Below are 23,929 nucleotides of genomic sequence, written 5' to 3'. Positions count from 1 at the left end.
ATTGGCGTCGTTCGGCGGGGGGGCGCCGACGTCGATCGGTCGGGGGCGGTGGCATCGGCCTGCCGGGGTGCGGCGGCGTCAACCGGTCGAGGAGCAGTGGCATCAGCCTGCCGGGGCACGGCGGCGTCAACCGGTCGAGGGGCAGCGGCATCAGACGGTCCGGGCGCTGCCGGAGTTGGCCGGCCGGGGGGCGTCTGCGCGTTGTCGCGGCCTGCTCGTCGTATCGGCGTGAACAGCGCCGCCCCGGCGATCAGCAGGCAGCATCCGCCCGCCACCGCCGCCGCCCGTGTCGTCCCGTGGTGTTCCGCCGTCCACGTGAGGACGGCCGCGCCGATCGGGGCCGCCGAGTACTGGAGCGTCCAGAACGCCGACGTCACTCTGCCCAGGAGGTGTTCGGGGGTCACCTCCTGGCGCAGGGACATCGAGCAGGTGCCGCCGACGGCGACCGACGCGAGGAACGCGGCGGCCAGGACGGCGACTTGGGGCACCGAGTCGGCGCGGCCGAGCCCGACGACCGCGAGGCCGGACACCGCGACCGACGCCGTCCACACGGGCCCGAAGCCGAGGCGGCGGCGCAGGCGGGCGACGAGGAGCGACCCGGTCACCGTCCCGAGCGCGCCGACCCCCATCACGGTGCCGACCGTCCCGTCGTCCTGCCCCAGATCGTGCTTGAGGTGGTAGATCAGCAGGTCGACGAGCCCGAGGGTGAGGAAGCTGAACAGGAACAGCAGGACGGTGATCGAGCGCAGCACCGGGTGGCCGTAGAGGAAGGCGACGCCGGTCTTCAAGTCCCGCCAGATTCCGGGGTGTTGTACGTCCTCTCGGGGCGGCTTCCCGATCCGTACGGCCAGGAGGCACGCGGCGGAGACGCCGAAGCTGGCCGCGTCCACGCCGACCGCCGCCGCCGGCCCCGTCCACGCGGCGACCGCGCCCGCGCCGAGCGGGCCGAGCACCCCGGCCGCAGCGGCCGTCGCGTTGAGGCGGCCGTTGGCCTCCGTGAGGCGGGCCGTGCCGACGAGGCCACGGACGACGGTGACGTACCCGACCGCGAAGAACATGCCGATGGCCTCGCAGACCGGCAACACCGCGTACAGGAGCCAGACTTGGGGGCCCGCCAGCCACACCAGGGGGATCACGCCGTACAGGGTCATCCGGGCGAGGTCGCAGGCGATGAGGAGCTTGCGGCGGTCGGCCCGGTCGACGATCGCGCCCGCGAAGACCGCCGAGAGGACGAGCGCGGCGCCGCCCGCCGCCGTGAGCAGGCCCATGCTCGCGATGGAGCCGGTGGCTTCGAGGACGAGGAGAGGGAGGGCGATCAGGGCGAAGGAGTCACCGAGGACGGAGAGGGTCTGGGCGAGCCAGAAGGCGGCGAAGTCACGCTGTTTCCAGAGGGGTTGAGCGGGGTCCGGGGTGGGGTGCGTTCCGTCCATCGGGTCGACCCTACGGTGCGGAGCGCGTGTTGTGATCCATGGCGTTGCCCGGGCCTTCATCGAGGGCTGGCGTCGCGGGGGCCGCTTGAGGTTCCCAGGTCCTCGGTATCGGTGACGGCAGCAGCCACAGCACCGAGAGCGCCCCTCCAACTCCCGCCACGATCAGCGTGGTTCGCAGACCGACCGCACTCGCGAGCGCGCCGCCCGCCAGTGCGCCCAGGGGGCGGACTCCGTAGTTGACAGTGCTGTAGGCACCGGAGCTCGCGCGCGCATGCCGTCCGGAACGGCCGCCGCCTGGAGGGAGTTGAGGTTCACGTCGAAGAGCATGACGCCGAAGAAGGAGAGGAAGAGGGAGGCGGAGAGGATGGCCGCTCTCGCCCAGGGCGGGCCGTCGGCTGCGGCTCCCAGGGCGAGCGGGAGCGGGAAGAGGAGGGAGCCGGTCACAACTCCCTTGCCCGCGCCGAACTTTCGGGCAAACACCGGGGCCGTGAACGCGCCCGCGAGTCCGCCGAGCGCTCCGACGCCGAACGCCGTTCCGATGATCCCCGGGGCGAGGTCGAGTTCCCGGTCCGCGTAGAGGACGATCATGCCGGTGCCGGTGAGGTAGGTGAAGAAGTTGACGGTCGTCGTGCAGGCCAGGCCGTACCTCAACACCGGTTCCCTGAACACGAATCGCACGCCGTCGCGGAGTTGCCGGTCACCCTTCGCCGGTGGCGGTTCCTCCATCCTGATCCGCGCGACCAGGGACGCGGACACGAGGAACGACAGTGCGTCCACGAGGACGGCGACCGGGGCGGTGAGCGCCTGGACGAGTCCCCCGCCCGCCGCCGGGCCGGCCACGTACGACGCCGAACGTCCCGCGCTCAGCAGGCTGTTGGCCTCCACGTACGCCTTCGCCGGGACCAGGCGGGCGAACACGGCGGAGGTCGCGGTGCCGCCGGCGACGGACGATGTGCCGGTGATGACGGCCAGCGCGTAGAGCTGAGCCATCGTCAAGGCGCCCAGTGCGTAGGCGATCGGGAGGGTCAGGAGGGTCGCCGCGTTGATCAGGTCCGTCGCGATCATCAGGCGTCGCTTGGGTCTTCGGTCCACCCAGACGCCGAGCAACAGGGCGAAAAGGTTGGGGGCCGAGGTGAGGGCGGTGAGGAGGGCCACTTCGGACGTGGTGGCTTCGAGGGTGGTCGCGGCCGTCAGGGGGAGGGACAACTCGGTTACTCTGTCGCCGAGTTGGGAGGTGGTCTGGGAGGTCCAGAGGCGGCGGAAGTCGGGGGTGGTGCGCAGGAGGGTGGTCATCGGGCGGCGGTGGGGTCGGCTTCGGGAAGTTCCGGGAGTTCCGGGAGGGCGTTGGTCAACAGGCTGACGTGGCGGGCGTCTTGGGGGCGTTCCGTGACGGGGCGGTGTACGTAGGGGGCGACCAGGGCCTCGATCGCGTCGTGGAGGGCGGCGAGTTCGGCGACGGTGACCGCGATCCTCGTGTTGAGGCCGCCCGCCAGCTCGACCCACTCCGGCTCCAGCTCGGGGGCCGTCTCCGCCAGCCAGCGCAAGGGAAGTTCGGCGGTACGGGTGAACACCTCACCGGCGAGAAGCTGCGCGGCCGAGCGCCCTTCACCGTCCGGCGGAACCGTGAACCGAAAACCCCGAGCAACCGCTTCCCACAGCCTTTCCCTCCGGTCCGTACCCCCTTCCGCGTCCCGGACCAGCCCGAACCCCGCGAGATGCCGCAGATGCCAGCTCGTGACGGAGGGGGTGGCGCCGACGTGCGGCGAGAGCTGCGAAGCGGTGGCCGGGCCGTACCGCTGGAGCCGCTCCAGCACAGCGAGCCGGACGGGGTGTGCGAGCGCGCGCATCGCTTTGGGGTCGGTGAGCTGGAGGTCGCCGAGGCGGTTTCCCGAATCCATGACCTGAGAGTGCTCTCTCAAGAACTGTGAGAGTCAACTCTCAGAGTTGGACGGATAATTCGGCTTGCGGCGGCGGGAGGGGGTGCGTGCACGATGACCTGCATGGACTTCCCTTCCGGACGACCCGCCCAGCCCGGTGAGTACCCCTCGTGGAACGCCGCGCTCGCCCTCGTCAACCGTGATCTCGACGCCCTGCTGCCGGAGCACGGGCCCTTGCGGTTGTGGGTGATGCCGCCCTGGGACGAGGAGATGGAGGTGCCGGTGTACGTGGCGCTGCCGGACGGGACCTGGCACGGGAATCAACTGCCCCCTCGCGCGGGGGTGGTTGATGTCGCCGATGCCGCCCAGGAGACCGTCGTCGAGCGGTTGTGGGAGGTGTGGCCGGTATGTGACGAGCACCAACTCGGGATGCACGCGCGGGAGGAGGAGGGGCGTGCCGTGTGGTGGTGCAACGGCGAGGGCGGTCATGTGCGGGGCAGCGTAGGGGAGTTGCCCCTCCCCCGGCTGCCTCGCCGGGAGCGGCGCAAGCGGCGTAAAGAGCGGAAACGCGGCGAGTTTCAGTAACCGCTTGCTCACAGTTTCCCGGCGTTTCATCCGTCACTCTTGTGCGTCACACCGGTCGCCTCCAACCTGAGCATTGCTCAAGTCTCTTTACGCTTCACTACCTTTTCCTTTCCGTCTTCTTTCCGTCGACCGGAGACTCCCCCACCATGAGACGCATCATCGGCACCCTCGCGGCGACCGTGCTCGGCTTCGCCGGGCTCACCGTCGCCTCGGCCGCACCCGCGCAGGCCGCGCCCTCGGGAACGTTCAACGTCCTGACGTACAACGTCGCGGGCCTGCCGGAGCCCCTGAGTTCGAGCAAGCCGGCCACCAACACGCCTTTGATCTCGCCCCGGTTGGGCGCGTACGACATCGTGAACGTGCAGGAGGACTTCAACTACCACGCGGCGCTGTACCAGAACGACGACCACGCGTACCGCACGCCGACCAGCGGCGGCGTACCGTTCGGGGACGGCCTCAACACCCTCTCCGACGTCCCCTTCGAGGACTTCGAGCGGGTCCGGTGGAACCAGTGCACCGGCACCAACTGCCTGACCCCGAAGGGCTTTTCGCTGGCCCGGGTGCGCCTCGCGGAGGGCGCCTTCGTGGACCTGTACAACGTCCACACCAACGCGGACGACTCCGAGGACGCGCTCGCCGCGCGGCGCGCGAACATCACGCAGCTCTCCGACTTCATCAAGGCGAACTCGGCGGGCAACGCGGTGATCGTGATGGGCGACACGAACACGCGCTACACCCGCAGCGGCGACAACATCCGGACGCTGACCTCGGCGAACGGCCTCACCGACGCGTGGGTGCAGCTCGTCAGGGGCGGGACGGCGCCGACCCAGGGCGCGGACGCGATCGTGTGCCCGACGAGCGCGCCGCCGAACACCTGCGAGGTCGTCGACAAGGTCCTGTACCGGGGCAGCCGGCTGGTGGACCTTTCAGCAACCCGTTACAGCAACGACTGGGCGAAGTTCCTGGACTCGGCGGGCGGCAACCTCTCCGACCACTTCCCGCACGCGGTCGACTTCTCCTACACCCTCAACTCCTCTTTGCGCGCGAGCGACTTCGCCGGTGGCCCGCACGGCACGGCCTTCAACGACGCGGACGACCTGCCGTCGGCGCCCGCGCCCCGCACGCTCACCCTGCGCGGCGCCTCCCGCCTCGACGCGGTCTCCCTGAGCCTCTCCGACGGCACCGCCCTCACGCACGGCGGCACCGGCGGCACGGCCACGTCCCTCACCCTCGCGAGCGGCGAGCACCTGACCTCCGTCAAGCTGACGCAAGGTCAGAAGGACGGCCGTACGCGGATCTTCTCGGCGTCCTTCGGTACGGACAAGGGGCGTTCGCTGTCCGCCGGTACGGCGACGTCGGACGCGAGGACGTTCACGGCGCCGGCCGGCTGGCAGATCGTCGGGTTCACGGGGCGCTCCGGGGACGAGGTCGACAAGCTGGGCGTGCTGTACGCGCCGATCGGCTGAGCAGCGCCGTACGCCCGTGTTGCAGCAACCGTTTTCCGAAGCGTTGCTGCAACCGCTTACCCGGCGTTGCCGTGACCCGTCCCGCGCGGCTTGCCTAAGTGTCCTAGGATCCCGCCTAGGACACGGACGGAGGCACCCCATGGCACGCGCGGGAATCACGGTGGACCGGCTCGTCGGGGCCGCCGCCGAGCTCGCCGACGAGGTGGGCTTCGAGAACGTCACCCTGTCCGCGCTGGCCCGGCGGTTCGGCGTGAAGGACGCGAGCCTCTACTCCCACGTCAAGAACCTCCAGGAGCTGCGGACCCGCCTCGCGTTCCTGGCCGGCGCCGAGATGATCGACCTCATCTCGGCGGCGGTCGCGGGGCGGGCCGGCAAGGACGCGCTGGTCGCGTTCGCGGGCGCGTACCGGGAGTACGCCCTGCGCCACCCCGGCCGGTACGCGGCGACGCAGATCCGTATCGACCAGGACCTCGTGGCCCAGGCCCCCGCGCTGCGGCGCACCACCGAGATCACGTACGGCATGCTGCGCGCGTACGGCCTCGACGAGCCCGATCTCACGGACGCCGTGCGGCTGCTGCGGAGCACGTTCCACGGGTACTGCGTGCTGGAGGCGGCCGGGGGGTTCGGGGCGTCGCGGGACGTACGGGAGTCGTGGGACCGGGCGGTGGATGCGCTGCACTCGGCGCTGGTGAACTGGCCTCGGGGTGAGGAGGCAGGGATGAGGACGCCGGGGTGAGGAAACGCGCGCAGTAACCGCCTTCTACGGCGTTTCCGCGTCAGCCCCGTTCGGCTCAGCCCTGGCGTTCGGCGGCACTCCGCTCCACGCAGAACTCGTTGCCCTCCGGATCCCGGAGCATCGCCCACCCGGTCCCGTCCGGCTTCCGGTGGTCCTCCGCCAGCGTCGCCCCCAGTCCGAGCAGCCGCTCCACCTCCTCGTCCCGGGTCCGGTCCTGCGGCTGGAGGTCGAAGTGGACGCGGTTCTTGACGGACTTGCCTTCGGGGACGACGAGGAAGAGGAGGCCGGCGCCTTCGATGAGGGCCTCGGGGTCGCCGGGGCGGTCTTCCTTCTGGAGGGGGTGACCGAGGACCTTCGACCAGAACGTGGCGAGGGCGTAGGCATCGCGGGAGTCGATCGTGGTGTGCTTGATGAGTGAGGTCATGACAGAGATCCTTGTGCAACGCGGCACCGATCGCGAACCCCTTTTCGACGGCGGCCCTCTTCCCAGCGCGCGGCTGAAGCCCTAACGCCGCAACGCCGTCGCCACCGCCTCGCCGGTCTCCCGTGCCGTGAGGTACGGCCGGACGTCGTGCGCCTTCGCGCCGTTGTGCACGAGGCGGTCGGTGACACGGGGGCCGAAGACCGGGGCGAGTTCCTTGTTGAGGGCGACGGCGTCGCCCCGGTCGGCGATGTTGGTCCAGCGGGTGACGCAGGCGGGCCAGCGGGCGCGGTCCGTGTACGGGGGCGGGTCGAGGCGGTCGAGGACCAGGCCGTGCACGGCGAGGGGCGAGCCGAGGGTGATCAGGGTCAGGTCCGGCAACTCCGGGTGCGCGCACAGGGTTTCGTACGCGACGACCGAGCCGAGGGAGTGAGCGATCACCACCTCCGTCCGCTCGGTGAGCGTGTCAAGGAGACGGGCGCGGACCGCTGTGCGGACGTCCGGCTCCGTGAAGTAGCGGCGTACCTGACGGGCGTCGGAGATCAGCAGCCGGTCGGCGAGTCCGGCGAAGAACGCCGAGTGGCTCAGGGCGTCCAACGCACGCTGCACGCGGTGAGGCGTGCGGGCTCTGGCCGCCAACTCCGGTCCCGGCACGGGTTGTTCGGCCTTCGCCGCCGCCTCCCACCAAGCGAGCAGGAGGTCCTCCTCCAGACCCTCCTCGACGTCCGACGCGTCCCAGTCCGGGACACCCACGCCCCGGTGGCCCGGGAGGCGGAACAGATCGCCGTAGAAAGCCATTGCTACGTCTTTGCGGTCCAGCTCGCCGCCGTTCAGGGTGACGCCGTCGCTGAGCGCCGGGTACCAGTCGGTGAGCAGGCTCTCGGGGCCCTTGTGCTGCTGGGCTATGCCGTGGACGAGGACGACCCGGGTCATGGGGTCTCTCCGGGGTCGGCCGAGGCGAGGCCCAGTGCTACGGCTCCCATCTCGGTGGCAAGACAGAGGTAACCGGTTTCTGCAACGGCGATGTCGTTGATACCGCTGCCGACGTCCAGTTCCGTCGTCCAGCCGGAGTCGCGGGTGTTCCAGATCCGCAGGAGTCCGAAGCCGTCGCCGGCCACGAGGAGGGGGGTGCCGTGGACCTCGGCGCAGACGAGGGCTCGGACGGGTGACGGGAAGGGGGCGAGGTGGTGGCCTGCCGGTTCGCCGGTGAGGGGGTGCCAGAAACGGAGGGTGCCGTCGCCTGCGCCGGAGACGAGGAGGTCGGTGGTACCGATTCGTAGGAAGTCGAGGCTTCGTGCGCCCATGGCGTGGTCCGTCATCGGGGCTGCGGCGGGTTCGCCGGTGCGGAGGTCCCAGAGGCGGACGGTGCCGTCGAGGGAGGCGCTGGCGAGGAGGTGTTCGGCGGCGCGCAGGGCGGTGACGCGGGCGGTGTGGCCGGTCATCGGGGGGCTGTACGGCGCCTGGATGTCCAACTCCCACGCATGCAAGGTGAAATCGCCGGCAACGGAGACCACGAACGTCAGGCCGTTGATGGTGTGCAGCAAGGCTCTCCACGTGGTGCCGAAGCGCCTGCTCAACCGCTCGCGTGGCTCCAAGGTCCAGACGTCGGCACCGGACCAACTGCTCGTGACCACCACCGTCCTGCCCCCTGCCCTTGCGCTCGCCGCGTCGTAGAGCCCCGAGCTGGTGGAGGTGATGTGCGGCGCGATCTGGCGTCCGTCCTCAAGGGAGTGCAGCCGTACACCGCTGAAGTAGCTGCCGGTCACTAGAGCTGAACGGCCACCAGAGATCTGGACGATGTCCGCCGAGATGAGGCTTCGGTCGGCGCCGCTCAGCGGCTCGCCAGAAGGGAGCATGGTCGCCAGGTTCCAGACTCGCACCTCCCGGTTATCAGCGCTCACGGCAACCAGTGTGCCGTTGACCGCCCCGAGAACCGGTGCGGGACACTTCCACGCCTCCGACACCCTGGTCGAGCTTTCGAGCGGCGGCCCCAGCGGATCGCCGGTGTCCATGTCCCACACCCGCACGCTGTCGTCGGTGCCGATGGAGGCCACCAGAGTGCGGTTCTGGACCTTGGCGAGAGTGGCGCGCAAGGCCCAGTCGGTGTGTCCGAGGAGCGGGGGACCCGCGGGTTCCCGTGTCACGATGTCGTGGACGTGGACGCCGTTCCCCTCGTATGTCGACAGGACGACGGGACGATTGTCGAGAAAGGCCACGCCGATCGCGTTGGTACTCAGGGAGAGCTTCTTGAGGTCGAAGTGAGCCTCCAGCGAACTCCCCCGAGACTCGGCGACCCGCCAGAGATAGGCGTGTCCGAGAGCGGTCGCGACGGCGATCTCCATACCCTGGCCGACCGCGCGTACGGCCATGTACTGCACGCCGCCGATGTGTCCCGCCAGCGGGGGTGTCCGCAGACGCCCGGAGGCGTGGTCCCAGACACGGACCGTGCCGTCCTCGCTGCCGCTCAAGACGACCGGCGTGTCACACAGAACCCCCAGAGCGACGCTCCGCACGGAGTTGGTGTGTCCGGTCAACGGCTCTCCCACAGGAGCGCCTGTCAGCGGATCCCAGATCCTGACCTGCGTGTCCTCTCCCCCAGTGAGCGCGACAAGGTGTCCGTCAACGCTGCCGAGAGCCACTGCCAGGACCCTCCCGAAGTGCCCTGTCATGGGTGGTCCGGCCGGGACGTGCCTGCGTAGATCCCAGAGCCTGGCAGTACCGTCCCCGCCTCCGGTGATCACCGCTGGCATGTCACTCGTCTGGTACAGGGCGACGCTGTGGACCTGTTCGCTGTGCCCTTCCTCCGGCTGATCGGCGGAGAGGTCCCAGATCCTGGCTGTACGGTCGCGGCCGACCGTGACCGCGAGCGAGGTCTCGCCTTGAGAGGCCAGTGCGGCGGCCCGGATGTCGTCCACGTGGCCGCGGAGCGGCGGGCCGACCGGGCGCAGGCCCGGCAGTTCCCACAGCCTGGTCTCTTTACGCCCACAGGTGAGCGCGACCACACGGCCGTCGAATCGTCCAAGCACAGCGGACTCGACCCCACTGCGTTCGTAATAGCGGTGGGCCACAACAGGTTGGCCGATCTGACGTCGTTCGGCCAGATCCCACATGCTGAGCATCCCGCTGCGGTCCCCCACCAGCAGGATCGTCCGGCCATCGATCTCTCCGGCGCACAGCGCGGTGACCGACTCCGCCGGCCCGATCAAGGGGCTGCCTAGAGGGCGAGCGCTCTCCCCCTCCCCCAGCCCACTCAGGTCCCACACCCGAATAGCCCGATCGTCCCCACCCGTGACAGCCACCAACCTCCCCGCGACGTCCGCGAGCGCAACCCCCCGCACAGTCCTGCGATGCCCCAGCAGCGCTTCCCCCAACTGCCGCCGCTCGACAAGGTCCCAGACCCTGGCCGTCCCATCGTTCCCAGCGCTGAGCGCCACCGGCAGGTCACCGACCAGCCCGATGCTGATCGCCTGAACGCTGTTGGTGTGCCCTATCAACGAACCCCCGTACGGCTGCCCCGCAGACAGATCCCACACCTGGATCACCCCATCCACCCGCCCCACCAACGCAACGGTGTAGTCCCCGAGTTCGCCGATCGCCACCGCCCCCACCGCCACCCCCGCCCGCAACGGCTCCCCGATCTGCCGCTGTGTCGTGAGGTCCCACACCCGAACTGTCGCGTCCGGACTGCCGGTTACGGCGATCGGCCGGTCGTCGAGGTCACCGACGGCGACACAGTCCACCCGGTCCGCGTGCCCGCTCAACAACCGGTGCGTACCGCTCGCCGACCACCACGCCCACCGCGCGGTCCACGGCAGCGAAACCCCCAACCGGTCGATGCGCTCGGCGAGTTCGTCGGCCTCGCAGCGCCGCGCGGAGAGCTGGAGGTCGGCGGCGCGGTCGCCGAGCGGCCGGTCAGGAGTGAGGCGGTGGGCGACTTGTTCGTACGCGGTCCGGATCCGGCGCGGTGCGTCGCCGTCGACGGACGCCAACGCCCGCAGCAGGCCCAGGGGTTCGCAGGCCAGCAGGAACCCGGGGTCGGCGATGAGGTCGGAGAGGAGGCCGGCCGCCGCCGCGTGGGTGGCGAGGTGCTGCCGTACGTAGGGCGGCGCGGCGAACCAGTCCCGGCCGCCGTCGGGGAGGGCGGGGACGTCGACGAGGGCCCGGTGGACGGCGGTCTGGACCTCGGCGGTGGTCCGCCCGGCGGCCCGGCGCAGGTGTTCCGCGAGGGCCTTGTGGTAGAGCCGGTACACCGAGCGCCGGTCGTCGTCGACGACTTCGGCGACGTACGCGCCGGCGACGTCCAGCAACCAGGTGATATCGCTTTCTGTGCATTCTCTGCCGGAGAGGGCGGTGGCGAGGGACGTCCAGATCCGGCCCCGGGGCAGGCCGGTGCCTTCGGAGAAGGCGAGCGGGAGGAGCATGCGGCGGACCCGGGGTTCGTCGGGGCCGAAGCGGCCGAGGTAGTCGTCGAACGCCTCGCCGATCTCGCTGGGCAGGTCGTCGGCCCAGCCGGGGCGGTGGACGTCGATGGGGGTGCGGTCGGAGCGCAGGGTGCGGGCCGTGGTCCGGGCGTAGAGGAACACCCCGGCGGCCTTGGCGGCGACCGCGACCGCGACCTCCCGGGCCAGTGCGGGCCGGTCCCGGTAGGGGCTGGGGACCTGCGGTTCCTCTTCGGCGAGGAGCATCTTGGTGACGTACCCGGCGACGTCCGTCCGCTCCGCCCGGTAGCCGGGGCGGTCGAGGTCGATGGGGTGGAAGGTGGCGCCGAGTGGGCCGACGAGTTCGGGGCGGGTGCCCACGAGGAGCCGTACGCCGGGTATCTCCGACAGCGGCCGGAGCAACTCCCGTGTGATACGCCGGGGTTCGCCGTGGCCGCCCGCGTCGGCGGCGGTGTCGGAGCCGGCCTCGTCCACGGCGTCCACGACGATGACGGTCGGGGAACCGGCACGCCCGCGCCGGGTGAGCTCCTGGAGGAGCGCGGCCGTGCCGTCGGCGTCGATGCCGAGGTGGACGGCGATGCGTTCCACGATCTCGTCGAGCCGCTTGTGCCGGGCGTGCACGGCGGCCGTCACGCAGTTCTCGGGTACGACGGTGGCGGGGTCGAGCGCGTCGAGGTCGAACCGGGCCCGGTACCCCGGGTCGGAGAGGGCGACGACCCGGCCGAGCACGGCGGACTTGCCGCAGCCCGGCGGTCCGGTGACGACGCGGCCCCGCCCGTCGCCCTCAAGTGCGCTGAGCCACATGGTCAGTTCAGTGAGGACGCGGGTCCTGCCGCTGAAGTACAGGCCGTACTCGGACTCGAACTCGACTCCGCGCGAGCGGGGCCCGAAGTGGTCGACGAGGTCCAGTGTGGCGGCTCTGCGCTGGAGTTCGAGGTCGGTGCCGATGGGCGGGAGCGCCTCGCGATAGTCGGCGTTGGGGAGGAACGGCGCGAGTCCGGTGACCAACCCGCTGGCGAGTTCGGCGCGTTGGCCGGTGCCGTCGGCCTCGAAGCGTTCGTTGACGGCCTTCACCAGTTCCGTCAGGTCGAGGAACTGCTGACGCTGGCCGGTGCGTTCGGTGGTGACCCGTACGGCGGCGGGCAGCGCGGTGGCGAACCGGCCTTCCTCGGCGAGGTCCTTGCGGCGGGCGGAGGCCAGGAACCAGAGTCCGCCAGCCGTTCCGGAGCCGCCGCGCCGGTAGGCGATCGTCTGGAGGGCGAGGGCCGTCGCGTCGGCGCTGCCGGCACCGCCCGCGCAGGTGTCGAGGACGAGGAGGAGGTGGCTCAGTTCGCCCCGGCACAGGATGCGGACCAGGTCCTCGGTGGCGAGGGCGGTCGTCGCGGCGTCCTCGTCGTCCCGTGAGTCCCAGCACAGCAGGTAGTGCCGGTCCCGGTCCTGCACGAGGCCGTGTCCGGCGTAGTAGAAGACCACGACGTCGTCGGGGGTGAGCGCGACGTCAGCGGACCAGTGGCGGAGTTTCTGCCGGATCTGGTCCGCGCTCTCGTACTCGCCGAGTCCGGGCAGGACGTGCTGGTAGCCGAATCCGGCGAGGAGTTCGCGCACCGTGCGGATGTCGGAGGGTACGCTCCCGAGTTGCTCGTGCTCGGGGAGGTTCGGGTAGCGCTCGACGCCCAGGGCGATGAAGAAACGCCGGGACTCCCGCATCGCCAACCTCCGGCCCCCCTCAGCGATTTCGACCACTGTAGCGAAGCGATCACCCTCTGGCAGCCGGACGGTCTCAGTGGCTGACGGTCACCTCGCCCACGCCGATCCGCACGTTCACCGAGCCGCCCCCGGCCCACCGGACCGTCAACTCCCCTTCTCCCACGGTCTCCACGTCGACCGCCTCCCTCAACTCCCCGGGCTCCGCCTCCCCGGTGAGCCTCGCGAGGGCGACGAACAGGGTCGGGCCCGGGCCGGTGCGGTCGCCCTTCACCTGGACGAGTTCAGCTCGGGTGCCCTCGGACGCGGACCAGCCCGTGATGCGGACGGGGGTGCCCTCGGGGGCGTCCGACACCAGGAACGCCCTTACCTCCACGGCTCCTTGGGCGAGGGTGATGCTCGTGACGCGGGCGTCCGTGGACGTCGCGTGGTGGGACGCGATCCAGTCGGGGCCCGCGCCGAGGGGGGTGATGTCCGTGCGGGTGGGGTCGTCGCCGATGAGGACACTGTTGTCGGGCGAGGGCGAGGGCGAGGACAAAGACGAGGGCGCGGGCGTCGTCATCGTCGAGTAGGCGAGGCGCGTGTAGTACGGGTCGTAGCGGGTGTCCTCGCTGCCGTGGTTGTGGAGGCGGACGATGCCGTCCGAACTGGTCGACTGGAGCAGCCAGTTGGGGGCGGGCAGCGGGGTGAGGGCGTCCTCGCGTTCCGAGGGGGACGGGGATTCCGTGGACGTCCAGACCTCGTGCTCCGGGGGCAGGAGGAGGCCGAGGAAGCCCTTGCTGGCCCAGTAGGGCGATGCCGGGCCCGAATAGCCTTGCAGGACATCCGAGTTGGGGCCGTGCCAGCCCAGGGTGAGGAGGCCCTCCGGGGAGACCGCGTCGCGGTCCAGGAAGTACTTCAGGGCGCCCGAGGCCAGGCGGCGGGTCTCGCCGGGCTCCAGAGGGGTGCGGCCGGTGAGGGCGCCGAGCCAGAGCGGGGCCGTCGTCGCGAAGCGATAGGTGAGGGAGCGGCCCTGGTGCAGGGGCGCGCCGTCGGCGCCGAACAGGCGGGCGTAGTCGGCGAGATGGCGTTCCAGGCGGCCTCCGTAGAGGTCCAGCAGCTTCTCGTCGTCCGCGAGCCACGCGTGCAGGACCGGGTAGAGGTGCATCGCCCAGCCGTTGTAGTAGTCGAACTTGCGGCCGTCGCCGTCGGTGTACCAGCCGTCGGCGACGTACCACTGCTCGATGCGTTCGAGGCCGTGGTCGACGGCGCGGCGGGAGGCTTCGGGTTCGTGGCCGATGGACTCCAGGAAGCCGCCGACGGTGACGGGGAACAACTCCCAGTTGCAGGGCCAGGGTTCGGCGGTGAGGCCGTCGGTGAGCCAGGCGGCGGCGCGCTGTTGGACCGCGTCGTCGAGGCGGTCCCAGAGGAGGGGGCGGGTCAGGCGCAGGGCGAGGGCGATGGACGCGGCCTCCACCAGGGGCTGGCTGCGGTGCTCGATCTTCGGCCAGGCGCCCGCCGTACCGGCCGCGAGACCGTCCGCGTAGCGATCGAGTGCCGTCTCGTCGCGGCGGAACGCGGCCAGCAGGAGGGTGCGGGCGTAGCCTTCGAGGCCGTCGGAGAGGCGGCCGGACCAGCTCTGGCGGTCGCCGGGGAAGTGGTAGAGGGCGCGGTCGGGGGTGGCGTACGGCTCGGTCGCGGCGAGGAGGGTGTCGGCGGCCCGCTCCCAGTGGGCGCGGGTGTAGCCGGTTGCCGGGCTGAGGGCGGGGTCGGGAGGGGGGAGGTGCATGTGCGGGTGTCTTTCTTCCGGCTTCCGGCAACTTCCAGGCGTACGGCGCCTGTTCGGCCGTGCGTTCATGAACCTGGGGCGCCCCGGTTCCGGTCGGGACGCCCCAGGGGCTCGTACGGGCTCATTCCCCGGGGAACGCCGCCCCAGTCACCCTTCCCTCACCAAGCCCTCCGGTACGAGGTGTTGTGCGGCGAGTTCGTCACGTACGAGTTCCGCGTACACCGTCGCTCCATGCACGGATGTGTGCGTGTTGTCGCGTTTCTCGTTGTAGAGGTAGATCGCCTTGGACCCCTCGGGCCCGAGCGACTCGACGAGCGCCTTGGTCTTGGCGGTGAGGTCGATCAGCGGGACGTTCCCGGCCGCCGCGACGGAGCGGATCACCGCCGGATGGTCGACGCCGAGTCCGTTGACGAGGAGGGCTGTTCCGTTGTTGAGCGTGCCGTCGGAGTTGAACCAGCGCCGGACGATGGGCGTGACGAGGACGGGCCGCCCCTGCTTCTCCCGGATCCCGGCGACGAGGGCCTCCAGGTTCGCCCGGTACGTCGCCTCGTCGGTCGTCTTGTCGTTGTGCGCGAGCTGGACGAGGACGAGGTCGCCGGGGCGGATCAACGGCTGGACGGTGGCCCAGAGTTGAGGGTTCGCCAGATAGGTGACCGTACTCTCGCCGGAATCCGCGTAGTTGGCGACGGAGATGCCCTTGCGCAGGTACTGGGGCAGCTGTTGGCCCCAGCCGGAGTACGGGTCGCCGGGCTGGTCGCAGACCGTGGAGTCGCCGACGAGGAAGATCTGGCGGGCATGCCTGGCGGGGGTGACCTGGATGCCGGCGAGGGCGGGGGCCGCGCCGCCGAGGGCGAGGTCGAGGCCGGGGGTGCCGTCGGGTCCGGTCGGTTCGCCTTCCGGCGTACGGACGTTGACGGTGAAGCTGCGGGCGGTGCGCTCTCCGGCGGGCACGGCCGTCTCCGGGAGGAGGGAGCGGCGGGTCTCGCCGGTGATGCTCGTGGCGGACGCCGCGTCGCCGCCGAGGAGCACCTTCACGTCGTACGTGCCCGGCGGGACGTCGAAGTGGCATGCGGTGGCGGTGCAGTTGTCGAGGCCGAGGCGCGGGCCGCCGGGGTGGGCCTGGGCGGGGGCCGCGGACAGGGCGGTACTCAGGGTCAGCGCCGCCAGCACGGCGATGTTGAAACGTCTCACTCGCTGCTCCTCATGGGTGCGACAGGGCCTGGCGGCAGGACCGTACCCGCTTCGGCAAGCGCTTTCTAGACTCTGGACTCATTTCACATGATTGCCAACCTCCCGCAAGCGAAAGCCCTTTCGCGAAATCGATTCAACTGTCACTCTGCTGACTGCCGGAGGCCGGTCGAGCCGACGTGGACCCGGCACCCGCACCCACCCCCACAGCCCGATCCCCCACCCCACAGGAGGCTCCTCAGATGTCCGAAAACACCATGTCCGAAAACTCAAGAGCCGCCTCCGCGACGGGAGTTGGCCGCCGCGCCTTCGTCGTCGGCGCCGCAGCCGCCGCCGGAACCGCCGCGCTCGCCGGTCCTCTCGCCGCAGGCGCCTCGGCGGCGGGCTTCGGTTGGAGCGACGACGGCTCCAACTACGTCGTGGACACCGGCGCCAGCCTCGTCTTCAAGGTCAGCAAGTCCAACGGCGACCTGTCCTCGCTGGTCTACAAGGGCACCGAGTACCAGGGCTACGGCGGCAAGAACTCGCACATCGAGTCGGGGCTCGGCGCCTCGACGGTGACGATCGCGCAGTCCGGTTCGACGATCCTGGTCTCGGTGGCCTACGGCACGCTGCGCCACTACTACGCGGCCCGCAGCGGCGAGAACAACGTCTATCTGTGGACCAACCGCGCGGACACCTCGGTCGCGTCGACCCGCTTCATCCTGCGCGTCAAGGCGGGCCTGTTCCTCAACGACGAGCCGGATTCCTACACTTACGCGCCGACGACCATCGAGGCGTCGGACGTGTTCCAGAAGTCCGACGGCCAGACCCGCTCGAAGCACTACTCGAAGCTGCGGGTCATCGACTACGACTACGTCGGCTGGAGCGCGAACGGCGTCGGCCTGTGGATCGTCCGCTCCAACCACGAGAAGGCGTCCGGCGGCCCCTTCTACCGCTCGCTGCTGCGCCACCAGAGCGCGGACGGCGGCGGCCTGTACGAGATCCTGCACTACGCGCAGAACCAGACGGAGAACGAGCGCTTCGGCCTCCAGGGCCCGTACGTCATCGCCCTCACGGACGGCGGCGCCCCCTCCTCCTCGCTGTACGCGGGCACGCTGACGACGTCCTGGGCCGACTCGCTCGGCATCTCCGGGTACGTCGCCTCGGGCGGCCGGGGCCGGGTCGCGGGCGTCGGTATCACCGGGCGCAACACGGCGTACGCGTACACGGTGGGCCTCGCCAACTCGGCGGCCCAGTACTGGGGTTCGGCGCGCTCCTCGGACGGCTTCTTCTCGATCGGCCAAGTCCTGCCGGGGACGTACACGTTGACGGTGTTCAAGGGGGAACTCGCCGTCTACACCACGTCGGTGAGCGTCACCGCCGGTGGGACGACCACCCTCAACTCCATCGCGATCCCGTCCTCCAACGACCCCTCCAACGCGGGGACGATCTGGCGGATCGGGGACTGGAACGGAACGCCGGGCGGGTTCAAGAACGCCGACCTGATGACGTACGCGCACCCCTCCGACGTACGCGCCTCGGCGTGGACCGGGAACGTCGTGATCGGCAGCGGCAGCGAGACGTCCGCCTTCCCCTGCTACCTCTGGAAGGACGTCAACAGCGGTCTGATCGTGTACTTCAAGCTGACGGCCGCGCAGGCCGCCGCCGCGCACACGCTGCGGATCGGGGTCACCACCGCGTACGCGAACGGCCGTCCGCAGGTCGTCGTCAACGACTCCTGGACGTCGCCGATCCCCTCGCCGCCCACGCAGCCGAGCACGCGGTCGCTGACGAACGGGTCGTACCGGGGGAACAACTACACGTTCACGTACAGCGTTCCGGCGAGCGCGTGGCTCACCGACACGAGCCAGTACAACACGCTGAAGATCAACGTGGTGAGCGGGTCGGGGTCGACCGGGTTCCTGAGCGCGGGGACGGCGATCGACGCGATCGACCTGCTGGCGTAGCCGACTGAGCGAGGGGGCCAGAGTCTTCACGGACTCCGGCCCCCCGTTCTTCAAGAGGTACGTCTTCAAGAGGTACGTCTTTAAGGGGTACCTCAACTACCCCGCGTCCACTGCTGGTTGGTGGCGCCGTTGCACGTGTACGTGATGATCGCCGCCGAGTTGGCTGTCGACGCCCCGTTCACGTCGAGGCACTCGCCGCTCGCCCGGGACTTCACGAGCCAGTAGCTGCCGGAAGCGGTGACGCTCCACTGCTGGGTCGTCGCACTGCCGCAGTTCTCCTGGGTGACGCTGCTCGCGTTCTCCTGGAGGCACAGCGAGCTCTGGCGGCCGATGAGTTGGTAGTAGCCGGTGCCGAGGTCCTTGAACCACCACTTCTGGTTGCCGCCGCTGTTGCAGGTGTACTGGCTGATCGCGGCGCCGGTCGCGAGGGACTGGTTCGCGACGTCCGCGCACTTCGAACTGTGCCGCGCGACAAGGGTGTTGTAGGTGGCGCTGACCCCGGAGACGGTTCCGGCGGCGGTGTCCACGGTGATCTCCGGGGACCACGACATCGACAGCGAGGTGCTGCTGGGGAAGCTCAACGGCAGCCACACGTACCGGGAGTCGTTGACGGTGGCGCCGAAGGAGTTGCCCCACCGGTCGCCCATGTAGAGGTACGAGGTGCCCGAAGTCCCCTGGATGGGCAGGACGTACGCGGTCTGCGAGCCGTACGCCGTCGAGTCGCCGACGTTCGTCATCGCGGACCAGGGACCGGCGAGGTTCGTGGCAGTGGCGTACTGCTGCTGGTTGGGGCTCCAGCCGGTGGCGCCCGAAGTCAGCATGAAGTAGACGCCGCCCCGCTTGAAGAGGGCCGGGGCCTCGCGGTGGCCGCCCGCCCAGGGGTTGGCGACGAGGCTGTCGATCGCGGTGTAGTCGGCCGTCAGCTTGTAGATCTGGAGGTCGTAGTTCTCGTTCGCCGCCGACACCATGTAGCCGGTGCCGTCCGTGTCGACGAACGCCGTGATGTCACGGGACATGTACTGGCCGAGGGGCCGGAAGCTGCCCTGGTAGCTGTAGTTGCCGTCGACCGTGTCGGAGACGGCGACCGCCGCGCGGGCCTCGCCGTAGTCGACGCCGTTCTCCTTGTGCATCCACATCACGAACTTGCCCGTGGACGCGTTGTAGATGACCTTCGGGCGCTCGATGTACGCCGTGCCCAGCTCCGAGGCGCTGGACTGGGTGAGAACGCGGTTACGGAACTCCCACGTCTTCAGGTCGGTCGAGCGGTAGGCGTCGACCGAGCGGAAGGTGTTGTCGGCGTTGCGGTCCTCGCCGAACCAGTAGTAGTAGGAGCCGACTTTGATGACACCGCCGCCGTGGGCGTGCACGACGCTGCCCGAAGTGTCGGTGAACTGGACGCCGTTGGGGAGCGTCTGGGGTGCGGCCTGGGCGGGACCGGCCAGGGCCAGGGCGCCGGCCAGGGCCGTACAGAGGGCGATCAGGATCGCGTACACACGTCTCATCTCACGCACTCTCCTTAGCGGTGTCGGCGCTGGGGACGCCGAAGTCCGGTGTGCCGTCCGGGTTCCAGCCGAACGGCTGCATGCGGGTGTGGCGGTTGGGGTCGTTCAGGGGGTCGCCGTCGATCTCCTTGTAGGAGCGGGCGTGGTAGAGGATCACGTCCGTCTCGCCGTCCTCGGCGACCGTGAACGAGTTGTGGCGGGGCCGTAGACGCCGCCCGCCTCGCTGGTGGCGAGGACCGGGTGCGGGGACTTCGTCCATACGGCCGGGTCGAGCAGGTCCGCTTCCGCGTCGGCGGTGAGGAGGCCGACGCGGTAGTGGTGGTCGGTGACGCTCGCGGAGTAGGTGAGGTGGATCCGGCCGCCCCTCGTGATGGCGTACGGGCCCTCGTTCACCTTGTGGCCCTGGCACTCCCAGTCCAACTCCGGTGCGGACAGGACAGACTGATGGACCGTCAGGGTCCAGGGGTTCGCCATCACGGAGGGCAGGATCGCCGTGTTGTGGCCCTCGCGGGTGGGGTCCGCCTGGGCCCAGGCCAGGTACTGGACTCCGTTGTGTACGAACGTGGTCGCGTCCAGCGAGAAGGTGTCCCACTCCGTCTCCCCCGTGGGGTGGGCCCGCCAGACCACCGACTCGGGGGCCTCGGCGAGACCTTCGAGGGTGCGGGAGCGGCGCAGGACGATGCGGTCGTACTCCGGGTGGGTCGCCGTGAAGTAGTAGTGGCCGTCCGTGTGCCGGAGCGCCTGGGGGTCGGCGCGGTTGAGGACGAGGGGGTTCATGTGGGGGCGCACCTCACGAGCGGTGTTCGACGCTGCGAACAGAATGTGACATTCCGAACGGCGAAAAGGTAAGGGCGCGTTACGACGAGGTCAACGGGTCTGACGTGACTTGAGAGAAAGCGTTTTCCCAAACTTTTTTCGAGGGGTTTCGGCCGGGAGGCCGTCAGCGCCCGCCGGGGGCGGGCGGGAAGCCCGGTTCCACCCCGGCGGTGACGCCGTTGCCGGGGTGGTGGACGAGGGGTTCGAGATCGGTGGGGCGGCCCCGGGTCCCGGGGGTCTCGCAGGCTTCTTCGAGGATGACGGTGCTGCCGATCACCGAGGCAGGCTGGTCAACTCCCGCTCTTCGGGCCCCTCCTGACGCCCCTTCAGCCACACGTACACCGGAATCCCCGCGAACAGGAACAACGCGCCCTGGTACACGGCCGCGTACCCCGCCCCGGCGATCAGCCAGAACGAGAACCCGAACGACAGCCCGGCGACGAGCAGATCGCGGACGAGCCCGGCGGGCCGTACGCGCTCGCGGGTGCCGCGCGCCAGCCAGTACAACTGGGCCGCCGCGGACAGGAGATACGGCACGCAGCCGGTGAACGTCGTGATGAGCACGAGGACCCGGAACGTGGTGTCCGGTCCCGCCGTGTAGTTGAGGCCGATCAGCGCGGTGCCGAGGACGGCGACCGCCCACACGCCGAAGCCGGGGACGCCGCCCTTGCCGACCTTCGCGAACGGCTTCGGGAACAGGCCGTCCCGCGCGGCGGCGTACGGCATCTGGGCCGCGAGGAGGATCCAGCCGTTGAGGCAGCCGACGATGGACGCGACGGCGACCAGCGCGATGGCGGTGCCGCCCCAGGTGCCGCCGGTGACGGCGTTCACGGCGTCCGCGAACGGGGCTCCGGACTCGACGAGTTGGGCGTGCGGGACGAGGCCGAAGACGGCGACCGTGCCGAGGATGTACACCAACGCCGAGGCCAGCGTGCCGAGTACGCTCGCGCGGCCGACGTTGCGCTCCGGGTTCTCGACCTCGCCCGCGCTGACGGCGGCCGACTCGACGCCGAGGAAGCTGTAGAGGAGCAGCGCGGCGGAGGCGGCGAGTGCGCCCGGGACGCTGTCGCCGGTCGCGTTGAACGGGCCGAAGTTGTCCGTGTCGACGAAGAAGAGGCCGATCGTAGCGACGAGCAGCAGCGGGACGAACTTCAGTACCGTGGACACGATCTGGACCGTGCCGACCCAGCGGGTCCCCGCGAAGTTCGCGGCGGCCGGGAGCCACAGCGCGAGCAGCGCGACGAGTCCTTCGAGCGCGTGGTTGCCGTGCAGCGGGATCAGTACGTCGACGTAGCCGACGACCGCGACGGCCAGCGCGGCGATGGAGACCCAGCACATCGTCCAGTACGACCAGGCCGACAGGAACCCGGCGAACGGGCCGAACGCGTCGCGGGGATAGACGTACAGGCCGCCGGTGACGGGGCTGCGCTTGGCCAACTTGCCGAAGAGCAGGGCGAGGAGAACCGCGGCGACCGAGAGGACGACGAAGGCGAGGAGGCTGAGGGTGCCGTAGGGGGCGACGGCTGCGGGCAGGGCGAAGATGCCGCCGCCGATGATGTTGCCCATGACGAGGGCGGTCGCGGCGGTGAGGCCGAAGGTGCGGCGGGGGGAGGCCGCCGGGCGGGGAGTGGCCACTGTGGGAGCTTCGGGGGTGTCGGCGGAGGTCATCGTGGTTCCAGGGGGCGGTTTCGGGACGAGGGGGCGTGATCGTATCCCCGTATCCCACATCGTGGGCAGTTCGTTCATGAACTGGACACATTCGGCCGACCCGCGCCGGGTCGGCTAGCGTCGGAGCATGACCAGCGAAACGCCCGCCCCGCTCCTCACCGAGGCCCTCGCCGCCGGTTCCCTCGTCCTCGACGGCGGCATGTCCAACCAACTGGAGTCCGCAGGGCACGACTTGAGCGACGAGCTGTGGTCGGCACGGCTCCTCGCGGAGGTGCCGGAGGCGATCACGCAGGCGCACCTCGCGTACTTCCTCGCGGGGGCGGACGTCGCGATCACGTCGAGTTACCAGGCGACGTACGAGGGGTTCGCGAAGCGGGGCATCGAGCGGGAGAGGGCGAGCGAACTCCTCGTGCAGAGCGTGGAGTTGGCGCGGGAGGCGGCACGGAGGGCGCAGGCCGCCGACGCCACCGACGCAAGCCCCCGCCCCCTCTACGTAGCCGCCTCCATCGGCCCGTACGGCGCGATGCTCGCCGACGGCTCCGAGTACCGGGGCCGCTACGGCCTCACCGTCCCCGAACTGGCCGCCTTCCACCGCCCCCGCGTCGAGACGCTGGCCGCGGCGGCCCCCGACCTCCTGGCCCTGGAGACCGTCCCCGACACCGACGAGGCCGAGGCGCTCCTGGAGGTCGTGCGCGGCCTCGGCACCCCCGCCTGGCTGTCGTACAGCGTCGAGGGCGACCGCACACGTGCCGGACAGCCCCTGGAGGAGGCGTTCGCGCTGGCGGCGGACGTCGACGAGATCATCGCGGTCGGCGTCAACTGCTGCGCCCCCGGCGACGCGACGAGGGCGGTCGAGATCGCGGCCCGTGTGACCGGCAAGCCGGTGGTCGTCTACCCGAACAGCGGCGAGGGCTGGGACGCGAACGCCCGTACCTGGACGGGCAGTTCATCGTTCGCGCCGGAGGAGGTCGAGGGCTGGCGCACGGCGGGCGCCCGCCTGATCGGCGGCTGCTGCCGGGTCGGCCCGGAGGCGATCGCGTCGATCGCGAAGACGCTCGCGGCGGCGGCCCGGTAAGCACGGGCCCCAGGGCCTCGTACACGCTGCTAGCCTCCCCGCTGGGAACCGTTTACCCGGACTGTTTCCGCGGTTCCACGGGGGCGCGGACCAGCTTCCGGCAGTAAGCGGTTACCGCGCGGGTTTCTACACCGGTCCCACGGGGCGCGGCACGGGGCGAAGAGGGGCGGAACATGACCAGGAAGAGCGGGGAGCGCAGCACGATCCGGGACGTCGCGGCCCGCGCCGGGGTGTCCGCGGCGACCGTGTCGCGGGTGCTGGGCGGGGTGTACCCGGTGAGTGCGGAGACGCGCGGGCGGGTGATGCGCGCGGTGCGGGACCTGGACTACGTCGCCGACGCGCGCGCGAAGGCCGTCGCCGGGGTCGGCACCCCCACGCTCGCGTTCGTCCTGGAGGACATCACCGGCCCGTCGTTCGCGCTGATGGCGTACGGCGTGGAGCGCGAGGCCGCGCGCCACGGCCACCTGTGCCTGGTGTGCGGCACGGAGGGCGACGTACGCCAGGAGACCGAGTTCGTGGAGATGATGCGGGCGCAGCGGGCCGCCGCCGTCATCCTCGTGGGCGGCACGGCGGACACCCCCGAGTACCGTGAACGCACCACGAGGATGGCCGACTCGCTGGCCTCGGCGGGCTCCCGCCTGGTGCTGTGCGGACGCCCCCCGCTGAACCCGGGCGCGCCGGTCACGGTCATCGAGTACGACAACGAGTCCGGCGCCCACGCCCTCGTCGCCCACGTCCTCGCGCAGGGCCACACCCGGGTGCTGTTCCTCGGTGGCCGCCCGGACCACACGACGGCGCAAGGCCGTGAACGCGGTTACACAAGCGCGCACCGGGCACGCGGCGTCGAGGTCGACCCCGCGCTCGTCCTGCACGGCGACTTCACCCGCGACTCCGGTCACCGCCTGATGCGCCGGGCCCTCGCGGACGGCCTCGGCTTCACGGCGGTCGTCGCGGCGACGGACATGGTCGCGGCGGGCGCGCTGACGGCCCTGCACGAGGCGGGCCTGAAGGTCCCGGACGACGTCTCGCTCGCCGGGTACGACGACATCCCGTACGCCCGTGACCTGTACCCGGCGCTGACGACGGTCCACGTGCCGTACGAGGAGCTGGGCCGCGTCGCCGTACGCACGGCCCTGGGCCGCACGCCGGGCGCGTCGGACGAGCATCTGCTGCTCGGGACGCATGTGGTCGTCCGGGACTCGGTGAAGCCGCCCCAGGACGCGCGGTGACGTACGAAGGCGTGCGGTGACGCGAGGAGGCTCGCGGCAACGGGCAGTAATCGGTTACCCCGCTCTGCCGAGCAGC

The 23,929-nt window shown here is 70.6% G+C and carries 16 protein-coding genes and 2 pseudogenes; 6 read left to right on the top strand and 12 right to left on the bottom strand.

The genetic code is table 11. The features are described from left to right. Window positions 1-206 precede the first annotated feature (206 nt). From ACQCO7_RS33840 to ACQCO7_RS33830, 3 genes and pseudogenes are all read right to left on the bottom strand, one after another. Window positions 207-1,430, bottom strand: a pseudogene (locus tag ACQCO7_RS33840) (MFS transporter); the annotation flags it as partial. A gap of 162 nt (window positions 1,431-1,592) precedes the next feature. After that, window positions 1,593-2,723, bottom strand: a complete 1,131-nt coding sequence (locus ACQCO7_RS33835) for an MFS transporter (protein WP_464075362.1) — start codon at window positions 2,721-2,723, stop codon at window positions 1,593-1,595. Further along, window positions 2,720-3,328, bottom strand: coding sequence for an ArsR/SmtB family transcription factor (locus ACQCO7_RS33830; RefSeq protein WP_464075361.1), 609 nt, complete (start codon window positions 3,326-3,328; stop codon window positions 2,720-2,722). The genes ACQCO7_RS33835 and ACQCO7_RS33830 overlap by 4 nt, the downstream gene beginning before the upstream one ends. 102 nt (window positions 3,329-3,430) lie before the next feature. Here ACQCO7_RS33830 and ACQCO7_RS33825 point away from each other — a divergent pair, with 102 nt between their 5' ends. The 3 genes from ACQCO7_RS33825 (at window position 3,431) to ACQCO7_RS33815 (ending at window position 6,094) form a co-directional block, all read left to right on the top strand. Continuing rightward, window positions 3,431-3,892 (top strand): hypothetical protein, encoded by a 462-nt coding sequence (locus ACQCO7_RS33825; protein WP_464075360.1) that lies wholly within the window; start codon window positions 3,431-3,433, stop codon window positions 3,890-3,892. Between the two features lie 146 nt (window positions 3,893-4,038). Continuing rightward, window positions 4,039-5,358, top strand: a complete 1,320-nt coding sequence (locus ACQCO7_RS33820; RefSeq protein ID WP_464075359.1) for a jacalin-like lectin — start codon at window positions 4,039-4,041, stop codon at window positions 5,356-5,358. A 139-nt stretch (window positions 5,359-5,497) separates the two neighbouring features. Continuing rightward, a complete protein-coding gene (locus ACQCO7_RS33815; protein WP_464075358.1) occupies window positions 5,498-6,094 on the top strand; it encodes a TetR/AcrR family transcriptional regulator in 597 nt (198 codons plus the stop codon). A 55-nt stretch (window positions 6,095-6,149) separates the two neighbouring features. Here the strand turns inward: ACQCO7_RS33815 and ACQCO7_RS33810 are convergent, their stop codons facing one another. The 5 genes from ACQCO7_RS33810 to ACQCO7_RS33790 all read right to left on the bottom strand — a co-directional run bounded on the left by ACQCO7_RS33810 (window position 6,150) and on the right by ACQCO7_RS33790 (window position 15,617). After that, on the bottom strand, window positions 6,150-6,518 hold the full coding sequence (locus ACQCO7_RS33810; protein ID WP_050372022.1) for a VOC family protein: 369 nt from the start codon (window positions 6,516-6,518) through the stop codon (window positions 6,150-6,152). An 81-nt stretch (window positions 6,519-6,599) separates the two neighbouring features. Further along, window positions 6,600-7,448, bottom strand: a complete 849-nt coding sequence (locus ACQCO7_RS33805; protein WP_464075357.1) for a hypothetical protein — start codon at window positions 7,446-7,448, stop codon at window positions 6,600-6,602. Beyond that, window positions 7,445-12,661 carry a caspase family protein gene (locus ACQCO7_RS33800; protein ID WP_464075356.1) on the bottom strand — a complete coding sequence of 1,739 codons (5,217 nt, stop codon included), beginning with the start codon at window positions 12,659-12,661 and terminating at the stop codon, window positions 7,445-7,447. The genes ACQCO7_RS33805 and ACQCO7_RS33800 overlap by 4 nt, the downstream gene beginning before the upstream one ends. 73 nt (window positions 12,662-12,734) lie before the next feature. Then, window positions 12,735-14,426 carry a DUF2264 domain-containing protein gene (locus tag ACQCO7_RS33795; RefSeq protein WP_464075355.1) on the bottom strand — a complete coding sequence of 564 codons (1,692 nt, stop codon included), beginning with the start codon at window positions 14,424-14,426 and terminating at the stop codon, window positions 12,735-12,737. Between the two features lie 147 nt (window positions 14,427-14,573). Continuing rightward, the gene (locus ACQCO7_RS33790) at window positions 14,574-15,617 is read right to left on the bottom strand and encodes a rhamnogalacturonan acetylesterase (RefSeq protein ID WP_464075354.1); all 1,044 of its coding nucleotides are present in this window, start codon (window positions 15,615-15,617) and stop codon (window positions 14,574-14,576) included. A gap of 239 nt (window positions 15,618-15,856) precedes the next feature. On the opposite strand from ACQCO7_RS33790, the gene ACQCO7_RS33785 reads away from it, so the two are divergent. After that, window positions 15,857-17,563 carry a rhamnogalacturonan lyase B N-terminal domain-containing protein gene (locus tag ACQCO7_RS33785; RefSeq protein WP_464075353.1) on the top strand — a complete coding sequence of 569 codons (1,707 nt, stop codon included), beginning with the start codon at window positions 15,857-15,859 and terminating at the stop codon, window positions 17,561-17,563. A gap of 92 nt (window positions 17,564-17,655) precedes the next feature. On the opposite strand, the gene ACQCO7_RS33780 is transcribed toward ACQCO7_RS33785, so the two are convergent. The 4 genes and pseudogenes from ACQCO7_RS33780 to ACQCO7_RS33765 form a co-directional block, all read right to left on the bottom strand. After that, window positions 17,656-19,065 (bottom strand): RICIN domain-containing protein, encoded by a 1,410-nt coding sequence (locus ACQCO7_RS33780; RefSeq protein ID WP_464075352.1) that lies wholly within the window; start codon window positions 19,063-19,065, stop codon window positions 17,656-17,658. Window position 19,066: 1 nt separating this feature from the next. Beyond that, window positions 19,067-19,887, bottom strand: a pseudogene (locus tag ACQCO7_RS33775) (glycoside hydrolase family 43 protein). 118 nt (window positions 19,888-20,005) lie between these two features. Next, a complete protein-coding gene (locus ACQCO7_RS33770) occupies window positions 20,006-20,158 on the bottom strand; it encodes a hypothetical protein (protein ID WP_464075351.1) in 153 nt (50 codons plus the stop codon). Further along, the gene (locus ACQCO7_RS33765; RefSeq protein WP_464075350.1) at window positions 20,155-21,549 is read right to left on the bottom strand and encodes an APC family permease; all 1,395 of its coding nucleotides are present in this window, start codon (window positions 21,547-21,549) and stop codon (window positions 20,155-20,157) included. Before ACQCO7_RS33765 ends, ACQCO7_RS33770 begins: the two co-directional genes overlap by 4 nt. Before the next feature lie 127 nt (window positions 21,550-21,676). Between ACQCO7_RS33765 and mmuM the strand changes: the two genes are divergently transcribed. Further along, on the top strand, window positions 21,677-22,624 hold the full coding sequence (gene mmuM / locus ACQCO7_RS33760) for a homocysteine S-methyltransferase (protein WP_464075349.1): 948 nt from the start codon (window positions 21,677-21,679) through the stop codon (window positions 22,622-22,624). A 173-nt stretch (window positions 22,625-22,797) separates the two neighbouring features. Continuing rightward, window positions 22,798-23,853: a LacI family DNA-binding transcriptional regulator gene (locus ACQCO7_RS33755; protein WP_464075348.1), complete on the top strand. Its 1,056-nt coding sequence runs from the start codon at window positions 22,798-22,800 to the stop codon at window positions 23,851-23,853. The last annotated feature ends 76 nt before the right edge of the window (window positions 23,854-23,929 follow it).

Source organism: Streptomyces saintjeani (assembly GCF_055409605.1).
The sequence above is the reverse complement of the archived record's forward strand: the minus strand, read 5'-3'. Positions and strand labels throughout refer to the sequence as shown.

What these genes read in the sequence shown, in the direction of transcription:
- ACQCO7_RS33815 (WP_464075358.1), top strand. Translation starts at nt 5,498, where the DNA reads ATGGCACGCGCGGGAATCACGGTGGACCGGCTCGTCGGGGCCGCCGCC.
- ACQCO7_RS33825 (WP_464075360.1), top strand. Translation starts at nt 3,431, where the DNA reads ATGGACTTCCCTTCCGGACGACCCGCCCAGCCCGGTGAGTACCCCTCG.
- ACQCO7_RS33800 (WP_464075356.1), bottom strand. Translation starts at nt 12,661, where the DNA reads ATGCGGGAGTCCCGGCGTTTCTTCATCGCCCTGGGCGTCGAGCGCTAC.
- ACQCO7_RS33785 (WP_464075353.1), top strand. Translation starts at nt 15,857, where the DNA reads ATGTCCGAAAACACCATGTCCGAAAACTCAAGAGCCGCCTCCGCGACG.
- mmuM (WP_464075349.1), top strand. Translation starts at nt 21,677, where the DNA reads ATGACCAGCGAAACGCCCGCCCCGCTCCTCACCGAGGCCCTCGCCGCC.
- ACQCO7_RS33835 (WP_464075362.1), bottom strand. Translation starts at nt 2,723, where the DNA reads ATGACCACCCTCCTGCGCACCACCCCCGACTTCCGCCGCCTCTGGACC.
- ACQCO7_RS33830 (WP_464075361.1), bottom strand. Translation starts at nt 3,328, where the DNA reads ATGGATTCGGGAAACCGCCTCGGCGACCTCCAGCTCACCGACCCCAAA.
- ACQCO7_RS33805 (WP_464075357.1), bottom strand. Translation starts at nt 7,448, where the DNA reads ATGACCCGGGTCGTCCTCGTCCACGGCATAGCCCAGCAGCACAAGGGC.
- ACQCO7_RS33820 (WP_464075359.1), top strand. Translation starts at nt 4,039, where the DNA reads ATGAGACGCATCATCGGCACCCTCGCGGCGACCGTGCTCGGCTTCGCC.
- ACQCO7_RS33755 (WP_464075348.1), top strand. Translation starts at nt 22,798, where the DNA reads ATGACCAGGAAGAGCGGGGAGCGCAGCACGATCCGGGACGTCGCGGCC.
- ACQCO7_RS33780 (WP_464075352.1), bottom strand. Translation starts at nt 19,065, where the DNA reads ATGAGACGTGTGTACGCGATCCTGATCGCCCTCTGTACGGCCCTGGCC.
- ACQCO7_RS33795 (WP_464075355.1), bottom strand. Translation starts at nt 14,426, where the DNA reads ATGCACCTCCCCCCTCCCGACCCCGCCCTCAGCCCGGCAACCGGCTAC.
- ACQCO7_RS33765 (WP_464075350.1), bottom strand. Translation starts at nt 21,549, where the DNA reads ATGACCTCCGCCGACACCCCCGAAGCTCCCACAGTGGCCACTCCCCGC.
- ACQCO7_RS33810 (WP_050372022.1), bottom strand. Translation starts at nt 6,518, where the DNA reads ATGACCTCACTCATCAAGCACACCACGATCGACTCCCGCGATGCCTAC.